The organism is Xanthomonas sp. NCPPB 3570 (genome assembly GCF_056725115.1).
Window position 1 is genome coordinate 4,208,839 of sequence record NZ_CM161513.1, and the last position, 19,452, is coordinate 4,228,290.

Consider the following 19,452-nt stretch of genomic DNA (forward strand, 5'->3'; position numbering starts at 1 on the left):
CACCACATCTGCAACACGGGCGAAACAGGTATGCTCGCGCACCGGACGCCCCCATGATCGAACCGCAACCGCCCAAACTCAGCCAGGACGACCGAGACCCCTCGCGGGTGCGGCTGACCGGCAGTTGGACCCTGGCCACCGCCCTGGCCTCCTCGGAAGTGCTGCGCGGCATGCCGGCCGGCACCACCGGCATCGACGCCAGCGGCATCGGCCAGCTGGATTCGGCCGGGGTGCTGCAGCTGATGCGCTACGCCACCCGCAACGGCATCGCCCACGAGGCGCTGGATTTCCGCCAGGATCACCGCGCGCTGGTCTCGACCATCGAGGACGTGGCCGACGACCGCCCCAAGCGCAAGCGCGACTATGGTTTCGCCGCGGCGCTGGAACGCCTGGGCTACGCGGTACACCGCAACGGCAAGGAAATCGTCGCCCTGGTCGGCTTCCTCGGCGAGACCCTGGTCAAGCTGCTGCGGCTGCTGCACGCGCCGCGCCGGTTCCGCCTGACCGCCACCGTGCACCACATGGAGCAGGTCGGCCTGGACGCGGTGCCGCTGGTGGCGCTGCTGTCGTATCTGGTCGGCGCGGTGATCGCCTTCCTCGGCTCCACGATCCTGCGCGACTTCGGCGCCGAGATCTACGTGGTGGAGCTGGTCAGCATCGCCTTCCTGCGCGAGTTCGCGGTGCTGCTGACCGCGATCGTGCTGGCCGGGCGCACCGCCAGCGCCTTCACCGCGCAGATCGGCGCGATGAAGGCGCGCGAGGAGGTCGATGCGATCCAGACCCTGGGCCTGGACCCGATGGACCTGCTGGTGATTCCGCGGCTGGTGGCGCTGCTGCTGATGCTGCCGCTGCTGACCTTCGTGGCGATGATCGCCGGCCTGGCCGGCGGCGTCACCGTCGGCGCCTTCGACCTGGGCATCCCGCCGCAGATGTACCTGGCGCGCATGCACGACACCATCCAGATCCGGCACATGCTGGTCGGCCTGTCCAAGGCGCCGATCTTCGCCATCGTGATCGGCCTGATCGGCTGCCTGGAGGGACTGCGCGTGGAAGGCACCGCCCAGTCCGTCGGCGAGCGCACCACCTCCAGCGTGGTGCAGACGATCTCGCTGGTGATCATCATCGACGCGATCGCCGCGCTGTGGTTCATGAACATGGGGTGGTGATGGAGCCGGGATTGGAGATTGGAGATTGGGGATTGGTTGAAGCCGGGCACTACGCGCCGGGACGGGAGCGGTTGCGTTGACCAATCCCGAATCCCCACTCCCGAATCCCGAGCAAGAACTCGCCATCTCCGTCCGCGGCTTGGTCAATCGCTTCGGCAGCCAGACCGTGCACGAGGACCTGGACCTGGATGTGCGCCGTGGCGAGATCCTCGGCGTGGTCGGCGGCTCGGGCACCGGCAAGTCGGTGCTGATGCGCACCATCCTCGGCCTGCGCGAGCCCGATGCCGGCAAGATCCAGGTGCTCGGCGTGGATACCGACTCCGGCCGCCGTGCCGATCGCCTGCATGTGGAGCGCAATACCGGCGTGCTGTTCCAGGACGGCGCGCTGTTTTCCTCGCTGACCGTCGGCGAGAACGTGCAGGTGCCGCTGAAGGAGCATTTCGGCGAACTGCCCGACAGTTGGCATTACGAGCTGGCGCTGCTGAAGGTGAAGCTGGCCGGCCTGCCCGCCGATGCATTGAACAAGCTGCCCTCGCAACTGTCCGGCGGCATGCGCAAGCGCGCCGGGCTGGCGCGCGCACTGGCGCTGGATCCACCCCTGTTGTTTCTGGACGAACCCACCGCCGGCCTGGACCCGATCGGCGCGGCCGCCTTCGACCGGCTGATCCGCACCCTGCAGGAAGCGCTGGGCCTGACCGTGTTCCTCATCACCCACGATCTGGACACCTTGTACGCTATCTGCGACCGCGTGGCGGTGCTGGCCGACCGCAAGGTCATCGCCAACGCGCCGCTGGCCGAGATCGAGCAAGTGGACCATCCGTGGATCCAAGAGTATTTCCACGGCCCGCGCGCACGCGCCGCGCGCGATGCCAAGACCGCCTGGACCGAGACCCCCTGAGCCCATGGAAACCAAAGCCAATTACGTGCTGATCGGCGCCTTCACCATCGTGGTGGGGATCGCGCTGCTGCTGTTCGGACTCTGGGCCGCCAAGTATTCCTCCGACCGCACTTGGCAGGAGTACCGCGTGGTGTTCCGCGAGGCGGTGACCGGCCTGTCGGTCGGCAGCCCGGTGCAGTACAACGGCATCGCGGTGGGCTCGATCACCGAGCTGACCCTGGCGCCGAACGATCCGCGCCAGGTGGTGGCGCGGATCCGGGTCAACTCGACCACGCCGATCAAGAGCGACACCCGCGCCAAGCTGGGCATCACCAGCCTGACCGGCCCGTCGATCATCCAGCTCTCCGGCGGCACCCCGGAAGCGCCGGCGCTGACCTCGATCGACAACAGCGATGCGCCGATCATCCAGACCACGCCCTCGGCGCTGCAGAACATCACCGACACCGCCAACCGCATCGTCGAGCGCCTGGACGAGGTGCTCAGCGACCGCAACGTCGCCAGCATCACCACCACCCTGCACAACCTGGAAACCATCAGCGGCGGCCTGGCCGACCGCGACCAGGGCATGCAGTCGCTGATCGTCAGCGCGCGCGATGCCGCGCGCAACCTCGACACCACGCTCAAGACCACCAACGGCACCATCCAGCGTCTGGACCAGAATCTGGTGCAGCAGCTGCCGCCGATCCTGGACAAGCTGGAGGACACGCTGAGCAAGCTGGATTCGGCCGCCGGCAATGCCGACAAGATCCTTGGCGAGAACCGCTCGGCGATCAACAGCTTCGCCAACGACGGCCTCGGCCAGCTCGGCCCGACCCTGACCGAACTGCGCGGCCTGATCCGCGACCTGCGCCGGGTCAGCGACCGCCTGGACAACAACCCCGCGCGCTACCTGCTCGGCCGCGACGCCCCGAAGGAGTTCAAACCCAAATGAAGCCGATGCGCGCCCTCTTCCTGCTCGCCGTGCCGGCCCTGCTGCTGGCCGGCTGTTCGCTGCCCGGCGGCAGCAAGGCGCCGGTGACGATCTACGCGCCGGACGTGCGGGTGACCGCCGACCCGGCCTGGCCGCAGGTGAGCTGGCAGCTGGCGCTGACCAAGCCCAGCGCCGCGCGCGTGGTCGACAGTTCGCGCATCGCCGTACGGCCGACGCCGGACGAACTGCAGGTGTACGGCGGCGTCAGTTGGGCGCAGCCGGCCACCGACATGCTCGAGGACATGCTGCTGCGCGCGTTCGAGGATTCCGGGCGGATTCCGGGCGTGGCCCGGCTCGGCACCGGCATCCGCGCCGACTACAAGCTGCTGCTGGACCTGCGCCGTTTCGAATCGGACTACGCCGGGCGCACGGTGCCGTCGGCCACCATCGAACTCAACGCCAAGCTGCTGTACAGCGCCGACCAGCGCGTGGTCGCCTCGCGCACCTTCCTGGTGACCCAGCCCGCCGCCGGCACCGCCGAATCGCAGGTGGTCGACGCCTTCGGCCAGGCCATGTCGCAACTCGGCCACGACGTGGTCGGCTGGACCCTGCAGCAGGGCCAGGCCGACGCCGCCACCGCGCTGGCGCCCAGCGTGCCACCGCCGGCCAGCCCGAAGCCGCCACGGCGCTGAACGGCTCCCCTCTCCCTTCGGGAGAGGGGTCGGGGGTGAGGGTGCGGCGGCCACGGAGTCCTCTCCAGACAGCTCCCTAGCAACCCGACCCTCATCCGCCCCTTCGGGGCACCTTCTCCCAAAGGGAGAAGGGATCAAAGCGTCGCTCCCCTCTCCCAGCGGGAGAGGGGTCCGGGGTGAGGGTGCGACCGCTAGGGAGCCATCTCCCCCCGATGCCTCCCTAACAACTCGTACCCTCATCCGCCCCTTCGGGGACCTTCTCCCAGAGGGAGAAGGGATCAAGGCTTCGCTCCCCTCTCCCACCGGGAGAGGGGTGGGGGGTGAGGGTGCGACCGCCAGGGAGCCATCTCCCCCAGACACCTCCCTGGCAACTCGGACCCTCATCCGCCCCTTCGGGGCACCTTCTCCCGAAGGGAGAAGGGATCAAGGCTTCGCTTCCCTCTCCCATCGGGAGAGGGGCCGGGGGTGAGGGTGCGACTGCCGCGGAGTCCTCTCCAGACAGCTCCCGCAACCCCACCCTCATCCGCCCCTTCGGGGCACATTCTCCCGGAGGGAGAAGGGATCAAGCGCAATGCGGCGAAACGTCAGGTTGATCCGTTCGCCGACCGGCTTGGCGGTGCGCGGCAGGGCATGTCGGTAAAGGCGCTGGGTGTCGCCCGCCATCAGCAGCAAGCCGCCGGAGGTCAGCTCCAGCGCCTGGCGCAGTGCCGGCTGCTGACGATGGCGCAGCACGAAGCGCCTCGGGGCGCCCAGGCTCAACGAGGCGATCACCGGGTTGGGGCCGAGTTCGCGCTCGTCGTCGCTGTGCCAGCCCATGGCGTCGCGGCCGTCGCGGTAGCGGTTGGCGAGCACGCTGTTGAAGGCCACCCCGGTCTCGGCCGCCAGCCGCGCACGCAGCGGCAGCAGCGCCGCCGGCCACGGATGCGGCGCAAAGCGGGTGCCGGAATAACGGTAGCTGGCGTCGGCGTCGCCGATCCAGCAACTCAGCCGAGGCGAATCCACCAGCTTGCCGAACAGGCGGATGCGGTGCACCTCCCACGGCACTTCATGCAGCAACTGCGCGCACAGCGCCGCGGCCGCGGCCGGGTCCAGCCACTCGGGATACCAGCGCATATCGGCGCCGGGCAGGTCCAGTTCCATCGCGCCACGCTAGCATGCCGGCGGCCACCATACGCCTGCGTGCGGAATTTGCCCCTTCACGCGCAAACCCTGAAAATGCGGGCAGCCAGAACGAGCCAACGGGAGCGGAGCAGATGACGGGAACCGAGGGCGGCGCCAATGCGCCGGAGCCAGTGGAGCGCGACGTCATGGAATACGACGTCGTCACCGTCGGCGCGGGCCCGGCCGGGTTGGCGTTCGCGATCCGGCTCAAGCAGCTCAACCCCGACATCTCGGTCTGCGTGATCGAGAAGGCCAGCACCATCGGCGCGCACATCCTGTCCGGCGCGGTGATCGAACCGGCACCGCTGGACGCGCTGCTGCCGGGCTGGCGCGACAACCCGCCGCCGATCTGCGTACCCGCGGCCGAGGACGAGTTCTGGTACCTGAGCAAGGACGGCGGGCACAAGTTCCCGATGGTGCCGCCGGGCATGCGCAACCACGGCAACTTCATCGTCAGCCTCGGTGCGATGTGCGCCTGGCTGGCGCCGCAGGCCGAGGCGCTGGGCGTGGAGATCTACCCCGGCTTCGCCGCCGCCGAGACCCTGCACGCCGAGGACGGCACGGTGCTGGGCGTGCGCATCGGCGACATGGGCGTGGCCAAGGACGGATCGCACAAGCCCGGCTACACCGCCGGCATCGACATCCGCGCCAAGGTCACGGTGCTGGCCGAAGGCGCGCGCGGGCACCTGACCAAACGCCTGATCGCGCGCTTCGCGCTCGACGCCGGCCACGATCCGCAGGCGTTCTCGATCGGCATCAAGGAGCTGTGGCAGTTGCCCGAAGGCCGGGTCAGCCCCGGCAAGATCGTGCACACCCTGGGTTGGCCAGCCGACAGCAAGACCTATGGCGGCAGCTTCCTGTATCACCTGGAGAACAACCAGGTCGCGCTGGGTTACGTCAGCGGCCTGGACTACCACGATCCCGAATACCGCCCGTGGGAGGCCTTCCAGCAGTGGAAGAACCACCCGATGATGAAGTCGCTGCTGGAAGGCGGCACCATCCTCTCGGCCGGCGCGCGCGCCATCGCCAGCGGCGGCTGGCAGTCGCTGCCGAAGGTGGAGATGCCCGGCGCGCTGCTGATCGGCGACACCGCCGGCCTGCTCAACGTGCCCAAGATCAAGGGCACCCACCAGGCGATCCGCAGCGGCATGCTCGCCGCCGAACACCTCGCCGCCGGCGCCGCGCTCGATCCGGCCGGCTTCGACGCGCGCCTGCGCGGTTCGGAGGTGATGGCCGAACTGCGCCAGGTGCGCAACATCAAGCCCGGCTTCAAGAAGGGCCTGTGGTTCGGCCTGCTCAACGGCGCCTGGGAGACCCTGGTCAAGGGCGCCTCGCCGTGGACGCTGAAGGTCGGCGCCGACTGGAAGAGCCTGGACCGGCTCGGCGAGCACGAGCAGCCCAAGCGCGACTACGTGCAGCGCGAGCTGGCCCCGCGCGACCGCCTGCAGGGTGTGTACTTCGCCGCCACCGAGCACGACGAGGACCAGCCGGTGCACCTGCACGTGCGCGACCCGCAGATCTGCGTGACCCGCTGCACCGAGGAATACGGCAATCCCTGTACGCGCTTCTGCCCGGCGGCGGTGTACGAGATCGTCGACGACGCGGCCGGCAAGCGCCTGCAGATCAACGCCGCCAACTGCGTGCACTGCAAGACCTGCGACATCAAGGATCCCTACGCGATCATCGATTGGGTGACGCCGGAAGGCGGCTCCGGGCCGAACTACCAGAACCTGTGAGCCCAGGCCTGCCCGCGCGCCTGAAGACCGCACTGTTCCTGACGCTGCGTGCCGGCTTCCGCGCTCTGCCGCTGTCGCAGGCACAACGCGACCGCCTGCGCGCGCGGTTCCTGGAACGCCATGCGGACCTGGTGCCGCCACCGCCGCGCGGACAGGTGGGCGGTGGGTTCGGCGAACGCCGGCCGCGCGCGCGCGCCGACGAGCGTGCGATCGGCTACGTGCCTTCGCAGCAGGCGCCGTTGCCCGCGCCGCTGCCGGCCACCGTGGTGGCGTTCTACCTGCCGCAGTTCCATCCGATTCCGGAGAACGATGCCTGGTGGGGCACCGGTTTCACCGAATGGCGCAACGTCACCCGCGCGCTGCCGCAATTCGAGGGACACGTGCAGCCGCGGCTGCCGGCGGACCTGGGCTTCTACGACCTGCGCAATCCGCAGAGCATGCGCCAGCAGGTCGCCCTGGCGAAGCAGTACGGCGTCGGCGCGTTCTGCTTCTACTTCTACTGGTTCGGCGGCAAGACCCTGCTGGAGACGCCGCTGCGGCAGTGGCTGGACGATCCCACGCTGGAGCTGCCGTTCTGCCTGTGCTGGGCCAACGAACAATGGTCGCGGCGCTGGGACGGCCGCGGCGACGACGTGCTGATGGCGCAGGCGCACAGCGCGCAGGACGACCTGGACTTCATCGCGCACGTCGCCGACTACCTGCGCGACCCGCGCTGCCTGCGCGTGGACGGCCGGCCGATGCTGCTGGTGTACCGTCCGCACCTGCTGCCGGATCCGCAGGCCACCGCCACGCGTTGGCGCGACTGGTGCCGCGCGCACGGCATCGGCGAACTGCACCTGGCCTATGTGCAGGGCTTCGAGCGGCCCGATCCGCGCGACATCGGTTTCGACGCGGCGGTCGAGTTCCCGCCGAACATGAGCAATCCGCGTTCGCTGGCGGCCGACCAGCACCTGCTCAATCCCGACTACAGCGGTGCCGTGCTGGATTGGCGCGCCCTGGCCGCGGAGATCGCCGCGCGCCCGCTTCCCGACTACCTGCTGTATCCGGGCGTCAACCCGGGCTGGGACAACGAAGCGCGCCGCCCCGGTGCCGGCCGCGTCTATCTGCATGCCTCGCCGCGCGGCTACGAGGACTGGCTGCGCACCACGATCCACACGCGGCTGCAGGGCCGCCGCGCCGAGCAGCGCCTGGTGTTCGTCAACGCCTGGAACGAATGGGCCGAAGGCGCCGTGCTGGAGCCGGATGCGCGACTGGGTCATGCCTATCTCGACGCCACCCGTCGCGCGCTTGCACCGCTGCCGGCGCGCGACACGACACCGCACGCGATCATCCACGCGTGGTATCCGCAGGTGCTGCCGGAACTGCTGGCGCAACTCGCCGCGAGCGCCCTGCCATGGCGCCTGCTGGTCACCACCTCGCCCGAGCAGGCCGATGCCGTGCGCGCGCACCTGCACGCGTGCGCGTTCCCGTTCGAGCTGATGGTGCTGGAGAACCGCGGCCGCGACATCCTGCCGTTCCTGCATGCGGCCGAGCGGCTGCTGCGCGAGGGCGTGGACTTGGTGCTGAAACTGCACACCAAGCGCAGTACCCATCTGTCCAACGGCGATGCCTGGCGCAGCGAACTGCTGCAGCGCCTGGCGGGCGCCGACCGCGCCGCGCGCGTGCTGCAGGCCTTCGCCCAGGATCCTGCGCTCGGCCTGGTCGCACCCGAAGGCCATCTGCTGCCGTTGGCCGAGTTCTGGGGCGGCAACCGCGCGGGCGCCGACTATCTGCTGCGCCGCACCGGGCACAGCGACGCGCGCCTGGCGCAGGCGCAGTTCATCTCCGGCAGCATGTTCTGGGCGCGCCTGCAGGCGCTGCGGCCGCTGCTGGACAGCGGCCTGTGCCCGTCCGAATTCGAGCCCGAGCAAGGACAACTCGACGCCACCCTGGCGCATGCGGTGGAGCGGCTGGTCGCGCCGCTGGCCGAGTGCGTCGGCTATCGCGTCGCCACCGCCGCCGACCTGCTCGGCCAACCGCCGCCAGTGTCCGCCGACTACGCCTACGCGCAGCGCAGCACCTGAGCGGCGCTGTTCCGGCGCTTAGCCGCGTCGGAACGGCACGCCGGTCTTGGCGGCCAGTTCCGCCTCGTCCACGCCCTCGGCGGTCTCGACCAGGACCAGGCCGCTGTCGGTGACGTCGAACACGGCCAGGTCGGTGATGATGCGGTCGACCACGCCGACGCCGGTCAGCGGCAGGTCGCAGGCCGGCAGGATCTTGTGGCTGCCGTCCTTGGCCACGTGTTCCATCAGCACGACCACGCGCTTGACCCCGGCCACCAGGTCCATCGCCCCGCCCATGCCCTTGACCATCTTGCCGGGCACCATCCAGTTGGCCAGGTCGCCCTTCGCGCTGACCTGCATCGCGCCGAGGATGGCCAGATCGATATGACCACCGCGGATCATCGCGAAGGAATCGTGGCTGCCGAAGTAGCTGGCGCCGGCGCGGGCGGTGACAGTCTGCTTGCCGGCGTTGATCAGGTCGGCGTCGACCTCGTCCTCGGTCGGGAACGGGCCGATGCCGAGCAGGCCGTTCTCCGACTGCAGCCACACATCCACGCCCTCGGGAATGTGGTTGGCGACCAGGGTCGGCAGGCCGATGCCCAGGTTCACGTAGGCGCCGTCGGTGAGTTCGCGGGCGGCGCGCTGCGCCATGTCGTCGCGGGTCCAGGCCATGTCAGGCGTCCTTCTGGCGCAGGGTGCGCTGTTCGATGCGTTTTTCGGGGTGCGGGTTGTGCACGATGCGGTCGACGTAGATGCCGGGCAGGTGCACCTGATCCGGATCCAGACTGCCGGTCTCCACCACCTGCTCGACCTCGGCGATGCAGAGCTTGCCGGCCATCGCGCAGGCCGGGTTGAAGTTGCGCGCGGTCTTGCGGAACACCAAGTTGCCGGCGGCATCGGCCTTCCACGCCTTGACCAGGGCCACGTCGGCGCGCAACGCGGTCTCCAGCACGTAGTGCTTGCCGTCGAACTCGCGGGTCTCCTTGCCCTCGGCCACCACCGTGCCGTAGCCGGTGGCGGTGAAGAACGCGGGGATGCCGGCACCGCCGGCGCGCAAGCGTTCGGCCAAGGTGCCCTGCGGATTGAATTCCAGCTCCAGTTCGCCGGCCAGGTACTGGCGTTCGAACTCCTTGTTCTCGCCGACGTAGGACGAAATCATCTTGCGGATCTGTCGCGTCGCCAGCAGCTGGCCCAGGCCGAAGCCATCGACGCCGGCGTTGTTGGAGATCACCGTGAGGCCGTTGACGCCGCTGTCGCGCAAGGCCGCGATCAAGGCCTCGGGAATGCCGCACAGGCCGAACCCGCCGACCGCCAGGATCTGTCCATCCGCCACCACATCGGCCAGCGCCGTGGCCGCATCGGGGAAAAGCTTGCCGCGCCGCCCGCCCGCAGGGGTAGAGGTGTCGCCCATTCGCCAGCTCCGCATTGGAATGTAGACAGCTAGTTTAGCCGCTCGGGGACTGCGACCCCCGCCGCACCGCCGCAACGACCGATTAAGCGCCGTAACGTTACACTCGGGTTTCCCCCAACTAGGACCCTCTTCCATGTCGCTTCCCGCATTCAAGGCCTACGACATCCGCGGCCGCGTTCCCGACGAACTGAACGAGGACTTGGCCCGCAGGATCGGCGTGGCGCTGGCGGGGCAATTGGGCAGCGGCCCGGTGGTGGTCGGCCACGACGTGCGCCTGGCCAGCCAGGGGCTGCAGGACGCGCTGTCGGCCGGCCTGCGCGCCAGCGGCCGCGAGGTCATCGACATCGGCCTGTGCGGCACCGAGGAAGTGTATTTCCAGACCGACCACCTGCAGGCCGCCGGCGGCGTGATGGTCACCGCCAGCCACAATCCGATGGACTACAACGGCATGAAGCTGGTGCGCGAGAATGCGCGTCCGATTAGCTCCGATACCGGCCTGTTCGCGATCCGCGACACCGTCGCCGCCGACACCGCGGCGGCCGCCGAGCCGACCGCCGCCGAGCATCACCGCCCGGACAAGAGCGCTTACATCGAACACCTGTTGAGCTATGTCGACCGCGCCACGCTCAAGCCGCTGAAGCTGGTGGTCAACGCCGGCAACGGCGGCGCCGGCGCCATCGTCGACCTGCTTGCGCCGCACCTGCCGTTCGAGTTCGTGCGCGTCTTCCACGAGCCGGACGGGCACTTCCCCAACGGCATTCCCAACCCGCTGCTGCCGGAGAACCGTGCCGCCACCGCCAACGCGGTCAAGCAGCACGGCGCCGACTTCGGCATCGCCTGGGACGGCGACTTCGACCGCTGCTTCTTCTTCGATGCCGACGGCCGCTTCATCGAGGGCTACTACCTGGTGGGCCTGCTGGCGCAGGCGATCCTGGCCAAGCAGCCGGGCGGAAAGGTCGTGCACGACCCGCGCCTGACCTGGAACACGATCGAACAGGTCGAGGAGGCCGGCGGCATTCCGGTGCTGTGCAAGAGCGGCCATGCCTTCATCAAGGAGAAGATGCGCAGCGAGAACGCGGTGTACGGCGGCGAGATGAGCGCGCACCACTATTTCCGCGAATTCGCCTACGCCGACTCCGGCATGATCCCGTGGCTGCTGATCGCCGAGTTGGTGTCGCAGTCCGGCCGCTCGCTGGCCGACCTGGTCGAGGCGCGCATGCGCAAGTTCCCGTGCAGCGGCGAGATCAACTTCAAGGTCGCCGACGCCAAGGCCGCGGTGGCGCGGGTGATGGAGCACTTCGCCTCGCACGCACCGACGCTGGACTACACCGATGGTGTCAGCGCCGAATTCGCCGACTGGCGTTTCAACCTGCGCAGTTCCAACACCGAACCGCTGCTGCGCCTGAACGTGGAAACCCGCGGCGATGCGGCGCTGCTGGAGCAGCGCACCCAGGAGATCTCCGAGCTGCTGCGCGGCTGATCCCACCACCCTCCCCTAGACGCACTATGGAGTTCCCCCGCCCATGAGCGACGTCCTTCCCATCATCCTGTCCGGCGGTTCCGGCACGCGGCTGTGGCCGCTGTCGCGCGAGTCGTATCCGAAACAGTTCCTGCCGCTGGTCGGCGAGCAGAGCATGCTGCAGGCCACCTGGCAGCGCGCGGCACCCGTGGCCGCGCACGCGCCGATCGTGGTCGCCAACGAGGAGCACCGCTTCGTCGCGGCCGAGCAGTTGCAGCAGATCGGCGTGAAGCCGCATGCGATCCTGCTCGAACCCAAGGGCCGCAACACCGCGCCGGCGATCGCCGTGGCGGCGCTGGAGGCCTCGCGCGACGGCGCAGATCCGCTGTTGCTGGTCCTGCCCTCCGACCACGTGATCGGCGACGAAGCCGCTTTCCAGGCCGCGGTGCGCGTGGCCGCCGTCGCGGCCGAGCAAGGCAAGCTGGTGACGTTCGGCATCAAGCCGACCGCACCGGAAACCGGCTACGGCTACATCAAGGCCGCTGCCGGCGACGGGGCGCACGCGGTCGAGCGCTTCGTCGAAAAGCCCGACCTGGCCACCGCGAAAAGCTACCTGGCCTCTGGCGAGTACTACTGGAACAGCGGCATGTTCCTGTTCCGCGCCTCGCGCTACCTGGAGGAACTGCGCAAGTTCCAGCCCGCCATCGCCGATGCCTGCACCAAGGCCTGGCAATCGGCCAAGCGCGATGCCGACTTCACCCGTCTGGACAAGGAGGCCTTCGCCGCCAGTCCCTCCGACTCCATCGACTACGCGGTGATGGAAAAGACCGCCGACGCGGTGGTGGTGCCGCTGGACGCGAAGTGGAGCGATGTCGGTTCATGGTCGGCGCTACTGGACGTGTCGCCGCAGGACGCCAACGGCAACGCCCACCACGGCGACGTGATCGAGATCGATTGCCGCAACACCTATGCCTATGGCTCGCGCCTGATCGCGATGGTGGGCCTGCAGGACGTGGTGGTGGTGGAGACCGACGACGCGGTACTGGTCGGCCATCGCGAACGCATCCAGGAAGTGAAGGACATCGTCGGCAGGATCAAGGCCGACGGGCGTTCCGAAGCCACCTGGCACCGTAAGGTGTACCGCCCGTGGGGCGCCTACGACTCGATCGACAACGGCCAGCGCTTCCAGGTCAAGCGCATCACGGTCAAGCCCGGCGCCACGCTGAGCCTGCAGATGCATCACCACCGCGCCGAGCACTGGATCGTGGTCAGCGGCACCGCCGAGGTCACCCGTGGCGACGAGGTGCTGCTGCTCACCGAGAACCAGAGTACCTACATCCCGCTCGGCGTGACGCATCGTTTGAAGAACCCGGGCAAGTTGCCGCTGGAGCTGATCGAAGTGCAGTCGGGCAGCTACCTGGGCGAAGACGACATCGTGCGCTTCGAGGACACCTACGGTCGCACCTGAGTTCGGCGCACGCCGCAAACGCAAAGAGCCGGGCAGTGCCCGGCTCTTTGTTTTTCGGCCGCGTGGTTTTACCGTGTGCGGCGGTCAGGCGGCCTGCGCTGCCGCGGCGAGTTCGCCGATGACCTGGCGCAGACCATCGCGCCACTGTGGCAGTTCCAGCGCGAAATCGCGCTGCAGGCGCGACACGTCCAGGCGCGAATACGCCGGGCGCTTGGCTGGGGTCGGATACTCCGCCGTGGTGATCGGCAGCACGCGTGGCGCGCGCGGCAACAAACCCGCCGCCACCGCCTCGGCGAAGATCGCCTCGGCGAAGCCGTGCCAGGTGGTCTCGCCGGCCGCGGTCAGGTGCCAGGTGCCGGACGGCAGCGTCGCGCGCTGTGCCAGCACGCGCGCGGTGACATCGGCGATCAGCGCCGCCGGCGTCGGCGTGCCGACTTGGTCGGCGACCACCTTGAGTTCGTCGCGGTCGGCGCCGACCCGCAACATGGTGCGCAGGAAATTGTGCCCGTGCGCGGCGTAGACCCAGGCAGTGCGGAAGATCAGGTGCTGCGCCCCGGAGGCGCGGATCGCCTCTTCGCCAGCGAGCTTGGTGGCGCCGTACACACCCAGCGGCGCGGTCGGCGCGTCCTCCGGATAAGGCTGCGTGCCCTGGCCATCGAACACATAGTCGGTAGAGTAATGCACCAGCGGCACGCCGTGCGCCGCGCACCAGGCGGCGATCGCCGCCGGCGATTCGGCATTGGCGCGGTGCGCCGCTTCGGCGTCCTGTTCGGCACGATCGACCGCAGTATAGGCCACGGCGTTGACCACCGCCGTCGGCCGCAGCCGGTCCAGCAGTTCGCCCAGGGTTTGCGGCTGGTCGAAATCGGCGCGCTCGCAGGCGCTGCCGTCGGGCAACTGGCCGCTGCGCGTGGTCGCCACCACCGGCCCCTGCTCGGCCAGCGCGCGCAGCAGTTCCTGCCCGACCTGGCCGTTGCCGCCGAAGACCAGCACGCTCATGGCTGGTAGACCGGCAGGCGCTCGACCGGGATATCGGCCAGGAACGGCGCGACCGCGTCCTTGGCCGACAGCACCGGCTCGGAGATCGGCCAGTCCACGCCGATCGCGGCATCGTCCCAGCGCACGCCAGCGTCGGCTTCCTTGACGTACACGTCGGTGCACAGATAGCTGAACACCGCGCGCTCCGACAACACGGCAAACCCGTGCGCGAAACCTTCCGGAATCCAGAACTGCTTCTTGTTCTCCGCGCTCAGCACCACCGCGGCCCAGCGGCCGAAGTGCGGCGAGCCATGACGGATGTCGACGGCGACGTCGTACACCTCGCCTTCCAGCACGCTGACCAGCTTGCCCTGCGGCCGTGGCCACTGATAGTGCAGGCCGCGCAGCACGCCCTTGGCCGAGGTGGAGACATTGCTCTGCACGAACTTGGTCGGCAAGCCATGCTCACCGAAGCGCTCGGCGTTCCAGGTCTCGAAGAAATAGCCACGCGCGTCGCCGAACACCGCCGGCTCGATCACCACGCAGCCAGGCAGATTGGTTTCAATCACTTTCACGGAACGGATCCTCGTACAGCCAGTTCATGCAGGTAGGTGCCATAGGCGTTCTTGCGCAGCGGAGCGGCAAGTGTCTCCAGCTGCGCCGCGTCGATCCATCCTTGCCCGAAGGCGATCTCTTCCGGGCAGCACACCTGCAGGCCCTGCCGCGACTGGATGGTCTCGATGAAATTGGAGGCCTCGTGCAGCGACTGGTGGGTGCCGGTGTCCAGCCACGCGTAACCGCGGCCCAGCGCTTCCAGGTGCAACTGGCCCGCTTCCAGGTAACGGCGGTTGAGATCGGTGATCTCCAGTTCACCGCGCGGCGAGGGCTTCAGCTCCGCCGCATGATCGCTGGCCTGGCCATCGTAGAAATACAGGCCGGTGACCGCATAGTTGGAGCGCGGCTTGGCCGGCTTCTCCTCGATGTCGATGACCTTGCCGGAGGCGTCGAACTCGGCCACGCCGTAGCGCTCGGGGTCGTTGACCCAGTAGCCGAACACGGTGGCGCCCTGTTCCCGCGCATCGGCGCGGCGCAGGGTCTCGGTCAGGCCATGGCCGTGGAAGATGTTGTCGCCCAGCACCAGGCAGCTCGGCTTGCCGGCGACGAAGTCGCGGCCGATCAGGTAGGCCTGGGCCAACCCGTCCGGGCTCGGCTGCACGGCGTACTGGATGTCCATGCCCCACTGTGCGCCATCGCCCAGCAGTGCCTGGAACAGCGCCTGCTCGTGCGGGGTGTTGATGATCAGCACCTCGCGGATGCCGGCCAGCATCAGCACGCTGAGCGGGTAGTAGATCATCGGCTTGTCGTACACCGGCAGCAGCTGCTTGCTGACGCCCTTGGTGATCGGGTACAGCCGCGTGCCGGAGCCGCCAGCGAGGATGATGCCCTTGCGTTGTGTCATGAGGTCTTTCCTATGGACGTGCGCACGTGGAGGTGCGGACGCATGCGAGGGACGCGGGTTATGCCGCAGTGCCGATCCGTTCCAGCCGGTAGCTGCCGTCGAGCACGCCCTGCACCCAGTCCTGGTGGCTCAGGTACCAGTCCACGGTGAGCGCGATGCCCTGTTCGAAGGTGTATTGCGGTTCCCAGCCCAGCTCGTTCTTCAGCTTGGACGCATCGATGGCGTAGCGGCGGTCGTGGCCGGGCCGATCGGCGACGTAGGTGATCTGGCTGGCGCGCGGCTTGCCGTCCTCGCGCGGACGCCGCGCGTCCAGCAGCGCGCAGATCGCCTGCACCACCTCGATGTTCTGCTTCTCCGAGTTGCCGCCGACGTTGTAGGTCTCGCCCACCTTGCCCTTGGCCAGCACGGTGCGGATCGCCTCGCAGTGGTCGCCGACGAACAGCCAGTCGCGCACCTGCTTGCCATCGCCGTACACCGGCAGCGGCTCGCCGGCCAGCGCCTTGGCGATCACCAGCGGAATGAGCTTTTCCGGGAAGTGGTACGGGCCGTAGTTGTTGGAGCAGTTGGTGGTCAGCACCGGCAGGCCGTAGGTGTGGTGGAACGCGCGCACCAGGTGGTCGGACGCGGCCTTGGACGCCGAATACGGCGAATTGGGCGCATACGGGGTGGTTTCGCTGAACTTGCCGGTCTCGCCGAGCGTGCCGTAGACCTCGTCGGTGGACACGTGCAGGAAGCGGAACGCGTCGCGGCGGCCGTCCGGCAGCGCCTTCCAGTGATCGCGCACCGACTCCAGCAAGCCGAGGGTGCCGACCACATTGGTCTGGATGAAGGCGCCGGGGCCATCGATCGAGCGGTCCACGTGGCTTTCGGCGGCGAAATTGACCACCGCGTCGGGCTGGTGCTCGGCGAGCAGGCGGCTGACCAGGTCGCGGTCGCCGATGTCCCCGTGCACGAACACGTGATCGGGGTTGCCCTCCAGCGACGCCAGCGTGTTCAGGTTCCCGGCATAGGTGAGTGCGTCCAGGTTGATCACGCGTACGCCGCGCGCCACTGCCTCGAGCACGAAATTGCCGCCGATGAAACCGGCACCGCCGGTCACGAGCCAAGTCGCCACTGTGTATCTCTCCTGATTGGGCGCCGTCGGCGCCTAATGTCCAAACCACACAGGATATACGCTTTATATGAACCGGTCGTGGTCGCCGCGGGCGGCGATCGCATCCGCCGAAGGTGCCCACCATACGCCCTCGCATGGTCCCTCGCGCCCGGTTAGAATCCTCCGACTGCCCCGTGCCAGCCGCCGCGGCCGGGCCTTCCCGCACTGCTGAAGGATCTCGTACACGATGAAAATCCTCGTCGCCTACAAGCGCGTGGTGGACTACAACGTCCGCATCCAGGTCAAGCCGGACGGCTCCGGCGTGGTCACCGAGGGCGTCAAGCTCTCCGCCAATCCGTTCGACGAAATCGCCCTGGAAGAGGCGCTGCGCCTGCGCGACGCCGGCATCGCCAGCGAGGTGGTGGTCGCCACCATCGCCCCGGCCGACGCCGCCGCGCACCTGCGCAATGGTCTGGCGATGGGCGCCAACCGCGCCATCCACGTGGTCGCCGACGCCGCGATCCAGCCGCTGACCGCCGCGCGCACCCTGCTCAAGCTGGTCGAGCAGGAGCAGCCGGACCTGGTGATCCTGGGCAAGCAGGCGATCGACGACGACGCCAACCAGACCGGGCAGATGCTGGCCACGCTGTGGGGCCGTCCGCAGGCGACCTTCGCCGGCAAGCTGGTGGTGGCCGACGGCAAGGCCACGGTGACCCGCGAGGTCGACGCCGGCCTGGAGACCCTGGAAGTGGACCTGCCGGCGGTGGTCACCACCGACCTGCGCCTGAACGAGCCGCGCTTCATCAAGCTACCGGACATCATGAAGGCCAAGAGCAAGCCGCTGCAGACGCTGGCCTTCGCCGACCTGGGCGTGGAGGCCAACGACAGCCTCACCACCACCCACTACGCCCCGCCGGCCAAGCGCAGCCGCGGCGTGATGGTCAAGGATGCCGCCGAACTGGTGGCCGCACTCAAGCAGAAGGGGTTGCTGTAATGGCCAAGATCCTCGTCGTCGCCGAACATCTCAACGGGCAGCTCAACGCCGCCACCGCCAAGTGCGTCAGCGCCGCGCAGGCGCTGTCGCCTGAGGCCATCGACATCGTGGTGCTGGCCGCCGATCCGGCCGCGGTGGCCGCCCAGGCCGCGCAGATCGCCGGCGTCGCCCGTGTCCTCACCGTCGCCAATCCCGCCAACGAGCACGCCATCGCGCAGGTGCTGGGCCCGCAGATCGCCGCCCTGGCGAAGGGCTACACCCATGTGTTCGGCCCCTCCACCACCTTCGGCAAGGACCTGATGCCGGTGGTGGCCGCCCTGCTCGGCGTCAACCAGATCTCCGACCTGATGGCGGTGGACGGCGACTATGCATTCAAGCGCCCGATCTACGCCGGCAACGCCATCATCAGCGTGCAGGCCCCGGCCGACCAGATCGTGGTCGCCACCGTGCGCAGCGCCTCGTGGCCGGAAGCGGCGCAAGGCGGCAGCGCGGCGGTGGAAGCGGCCAACGTCGACGCGACGCTGCCGAGCCACACCCGCTTCGTCGGCCTGGCCGCGGGCAAGTCCGACCGTCCCGACCTGCAGAGCGCCAAGCGCGTGGTCTCCGGCGGCCGTGGCGTCGGCTCGGCGGAGAACTTCCAGATCGTCTACCAGCTCGCCGACAAGCTTGGCGCCGCGGTTGGCGCCTCGCGCGCGGCGGTCGACGCCGGCTACGTGCCCAACGAACTGCAGGTTGGCCAGACCGGCAAGATCATCGCGCCGGAGCTGTACGTGGCGGTCGGCATTTCCGGCGCCATCCAGCACCTGACCGGCATCAAGGACGCCGGCACCATCGTCGCAATCAACAAGGACGCGGAGTCGCCGATCTTCGAGATCGCCGACATCGGCCTGGTCGGCGACCTGTTCACGGTGCTGCCGGAACTGGAAAAGGCGCTGGGCTGAGTCGCGCGGAGACCCGGGGATGATGCCGCACGGCGCCGACGGCGTGCCCGCGCCGCGCCACCGTGCGGATCATCTGGCGCTGTTCGTCGTGCTGCTGTGCGGCGGCTACCTGGCCGCCCTGTGGTGGGTGGACCGCGGCAACGGCACGTTCGCCCGGCTGGGCACGATCTGGCCGTTGCTGGCAGTGGCGGTGCTGCCGGTCTCGGCCAGCTACCTGTTCCGCTTCTGGCGCTGGCGCTGGCTGCTGCAAAGGCAAGGCCACGCCGTGCCGTTCTGGCTGGGCTGGGCCGCGTACCTGGCCGGTTTCGCATTGACCGCCACCCCGGGCAAGGCCGGGGAATTGCTGCGCATCCGCTATTTCGCCCGCATGGGCGTACCGGCGGGACGGACGCTGGCGGTGTTCGTGTTCGAGCGCGCCTCCGACCTGCTGGTGATCCTGGCGCTGTCGCTGCTGGCCGCACCGGTCTTCCCCACGCTGGGCACGCTCGCCGCGGTGGTGCTGGGCTTCGTCGCCCTGCTGTTCGGCGCCGCCGCCTGGCCGGCCCTGCTGGCCTGGTTGGACAGCGTGGGCCGGCGACTGCCCGGTCGCTGGCTGCGGAGCGCCGCGCAATTTGCGGTGTTCGCCGCTACGGAACTGCGCGCCTGCCTCGGAACGGCACAGATGCTGCGCAGCCTGATCGCCGGCACCGGCGCCTGGGGCCTGACCTCGGCGGTCTTCGTCGGGCTGTGCAGCGGCCTTGGCCTTGACCTGGACTCGCTGGTCGCGTTCGGCATCTACCCGCTGGCGATGCTGATCGGCGCGCTGTCCTTCGTCCCGGGTGGGGTCGGCACCACAGAACTGGCGATCGTGCTGATGCTGGACCGGCTGGGTGTCGCCACCGCCGATGCGATCGCGGTCGCGGTGGCCGCGCGGCTGGTCACGCTCTGGTACGCGGTCGCCGTGGGCGCCCTGGCGATGGGTGCCACCGAATTCCTGCAGCGGCGCCAGCTTGCCTGAACCGCTGGTTATAATGCGGCCCCGCTATGCATCACCAGGCCGCAGCA

At 68.9% G+C, this 19,452-nt stretch carries 18 protein-coding genes; 11 read left to right on the plus strand and 7 right to left on the minus strand.

Features of this window, described 5'->3' with window-relative positions:
* The first annotated feature begins 53 nt into the window (after window positions 1-53).
* The 4 genes from AC1PLR_RS18065 (at window position 54) to AC1PLR_RS18080 (ending at window position 3,666) form a co-directional block, all read left to right on the plus strand.
* On the plus strand, window positions 54-1,166 hold the full coding sequence (locus AC1PLR_RS18065; RefSeq protein WP_010340194.1) for an ABC transporter permease: 1,113 nt from the start codon (window positions 54-56) through the stop codon (window positions 1,164-1,166).
* Window positions 1,167-1,242: 76 nt separating this feature from the next.
* Complete coding sequence (locus tag AC1PLR_RS18070) at window positions 1,243-2,064, plus strand: ABC transporter ATP-binding protein (RefSeq protein ID WP_481101868.1); 822 nt, start codon at window positions 1,243-1,245, stop codon at window positions 2,062-2,064.
* A gap of 4 nt (window positions 2,065-2,068) precedes the next feature.
* Window positions 2,069-2,995 carry an MlaD family protein gene (locus AC1PLR_RS18075; protein ID WP_481101869.1) on the plus strand — a complete coding sequence of 309 codons (927 nt, stop codon included), beginning with the start codon at window positions 2,069-2,071 and terminating at the stop codon, window positions 2,993-2,995.
* Window positions 2,992-3,666 carry an ABC-type transport auxiliary lipoprotein family protein gene (locus AC1PLR_RS18080; protein WP_420007961.1) on the plus strand — a complete coding sequence of 225 codons (675 nt, stop codon included), beginning with the start codon at window positions 2,992-2,994 and terminating at the stop codon, window positions 3,664-3,666. The genes AC1PLR_RS18075 and AC1PLR_RS18080 overlap by 4 nt, the downstream gene beginning before the upstream one ends.
* Before the next feature lie 519 nt (window positions 3,667-4,185).
* On the opposite strand, the gene AC1PLR_RS18085 is transcribed toward AC1PLR_RS18080, so the two are convergent.
* On the minus strand, window positions 4,186-4,806 hold the full coding sequence (locus tag AC1PLR_RS18085; RefSeq protein ID WP_481101870.1) for an alpha-ketoglutarate-dependent dioxygenase AlkB family protein: 621 nt from the start codon (window positions 4,804-4,806) through the stop codon (window positions 4,186-4,188).
* A gap of 113 nt (window positions 4,807-4,919) precedes the next feature.
* Here AC1PLR_RS18085 and AC1PLR_RS18090 point away from each other — a divergent pair, with 113 nt between their 5' ends.
* Window positions 4,920-6,563 carry an electron transfer flavoprotein-ubiquinone oxidoreductase gene (locus tag AC1PLR_RS18090; RefSeq protein WP_481101871.1) on the plus strand — a complete coding sequence of 548 codons (1,644 nt, stop codon included), beginning with the start codon at window positions 4,920-4,922 and terminating at the stop codon, window positions 6,561-6,563.
* Window positions 6,560-8,626 (plus strand): glycoside hydrolase family 99-like domain-containing protein, encoded by a 2,067-nt coding sequence (locus AC1PLR_RS18095; RefSeq protein WP_481101872.1) that lies wholly within the window; start codon window positions 6,560-6,562, stop codon window positions 8,624-8,626. The genes AC1PLR_RS18090 and AC1PLR_RS18095 overlap by 4 nt, the downstream gene beginning before the upstream one ends.
* Before the next feature lie 18 nt (window positions 8,627-8,644).
* Here AC1PLR_RS18095 and AC1PLR_RS18100 read toward each other — a convergent pair whose 3' ends face one another.
* Complete coding sequence (locus tag AC1PLR_RS18100; protein ID WP_481101873.1) at window positions 8,645-9,277, minus strand: CoA transferase subunit B; 633 nt, start codon at window positions 9,275-9,277, stop codon at window positions 8,645-8,647.
* Window position 9,278: 1 nt separating this feature from the next.
* On the minus strand, window positions 9,279-10,016 hold the full coding sequence (locus tag AC1PLR_RS18105) for a CoA transferase subunit A (RefSeq protein ID WP_481101874.1): 738 nt from the start codon (window positions 10,014-10,016) through the stop codon (window positions 9,279-9,281).
* Window positions 10,017-10,149: 133 nt separating this feature from the next.
* Between AC1PLR_RS18105 and AC1PLR_RS18110 the strand changes: the two genes are divergently transcribed.
* Window positions 10,150-11,496: a phosphohexomutase domain-containing protein gene (locus AC1PLR_RS18110; RefSeq protein ID WP_481101875.1), complete on the plus strand. Its 1,347-nt coding sequence runs from the start codon at window positions 10,150-10,152 to the stop codon at window positions 11,494-11,496.
* Between the two features lie 43 nt (window positions 11,497-11,539).
* Window positions 11,540-12,943, plus strand: coding sequence for a mannose-1-phosphate guanylyltransferase/mannose-6-phosphate isomerase (locus AC1PLR_RS18115; RefSeq protein ID WP_019799262.1), 1,404 nt, complete (start codon window positions 11,540-11,542; stop codon window positions 12,941-12,943).
* 84 nt (window positions 12,944-13,027) lie between these two features.
* Here AC1PLR_RS18115 and rfbD read toward each other — a convergent pair whose 3' ends face one another.
* From rfbD to rfbB, 4 genes are read right to left on the minus strand one after another with little or no spacing between them, the layout of a single operon-like run.
* Window positions 13,028-13,942, minus strand: coding sequence for a dTDP-4-dehydrorhamnose reductase (rfbD, locus tag AC1PLR_RS18120; RefSeq protein ID WP_481101876.1), 915 nt, complete (start codon window positions 13,940-13,942; stop codon window positions 13,028-13,030).
* Window positions 13,939-14,496 carry a dTDP-4-dehydrorhamnose 3,5-epimerase gene (rfbC, locus tag AC1PLR_RS18125; protein ID WP_481101877.1) on the minus strand — a complete coding sequence of 186 codons (558 nt, stop codon included), beginning with the start codon at window positions 14,494-14,496 and terminating at the stop codon, window positions 13,939-13,941. The genes rfbD and rfbC overlap by 4 nt, the downstream gene beginning before the upstream one ends.
* Complete coding sequence (gene rfbA / locus AC1PLR_RS18130; RefSeq protein ID WP_481099058.1) at window positions 14,493-15,380, minus strand: glucose-1-phosphate thymidylyltransferase RfbA; 888 nt, start codon at window positions 15,378-15,380, stop codon at window positions 14,493-14,495. Before rfbA ends, rfbC begins: the two co-directional genes overlap by 4 nt.
* Before the next feature lie 58 nt (window positions 15,381-15,438).
* Window positions 15,439-16,494 carry a dTDP-glucose 4,6-dehydratase gene (rfbB, locus tag AC1PLR_RS18135; protein WP_481099059.1) on the minus strand — a complete coding sequence of 352 codons (1,056 nt, stop codon included), beginning with the start codon at window positions 16,492-16,494 and terminating at the stop codon, window positions 15,439-15,441.
* A gap of 226 nt (window positions 16,495-16,720) precedes the next feature.
* On the opposite strand from rfbB, the gene AC1PLR_RS18140 reads away from it, so the two are divergent.
* The 3 genes from AC1PLR_RS18140 to AC1PLR_RS18150 are packed head-to-tail and all read left to right on the plus strand — an operon-like array spanning window position 16,721 to window position 19,405.
* Complete coding sequence (locus AC1PLR_RS18140; protein ID WP_010340209.1) at window positions 16,721-17,467, plus strand: electron transfer flavoprotein subunit beta/FixA family protein; 747 nt, start codon at window positions 16,721-16,723, stop codon at window positions 17,465-17,467.
* Window positions 17,467-18,408: an electron transfer flavoprotein subunit alpha/FixB family protein gene (locus tag AC1PLR_RS18145; protein ID WP_481101878.1), complete on the plus strand. Its 942-nt coding sequence runs from the start codon at window positions 17,467-17,469 to the stop codon at window positions 18,406-18,408. The genes AC1PLR_RS18140 and AC1PLR_RS18145 overlap by 1 nt, the downstream gene beginning before the upstream one ends.
* A 19-nt stretch (window positions 18,409-18,427) precedes the next feature.
* Window positions 18,428-19,405, plus strand: a complete 978-nt coding sequence (locus AC1PLR_RS18150; RefSeq protein ID WP_481101879.1) for a lysylphosphatidylglycerol synthase transmembrane domain-containing protein — start codon at window positions 18,428-18,430, stop codon at window positions 19,403-19,405.
* Window positions 19,406-19,452: the final 47 nt, after the last annotated feature.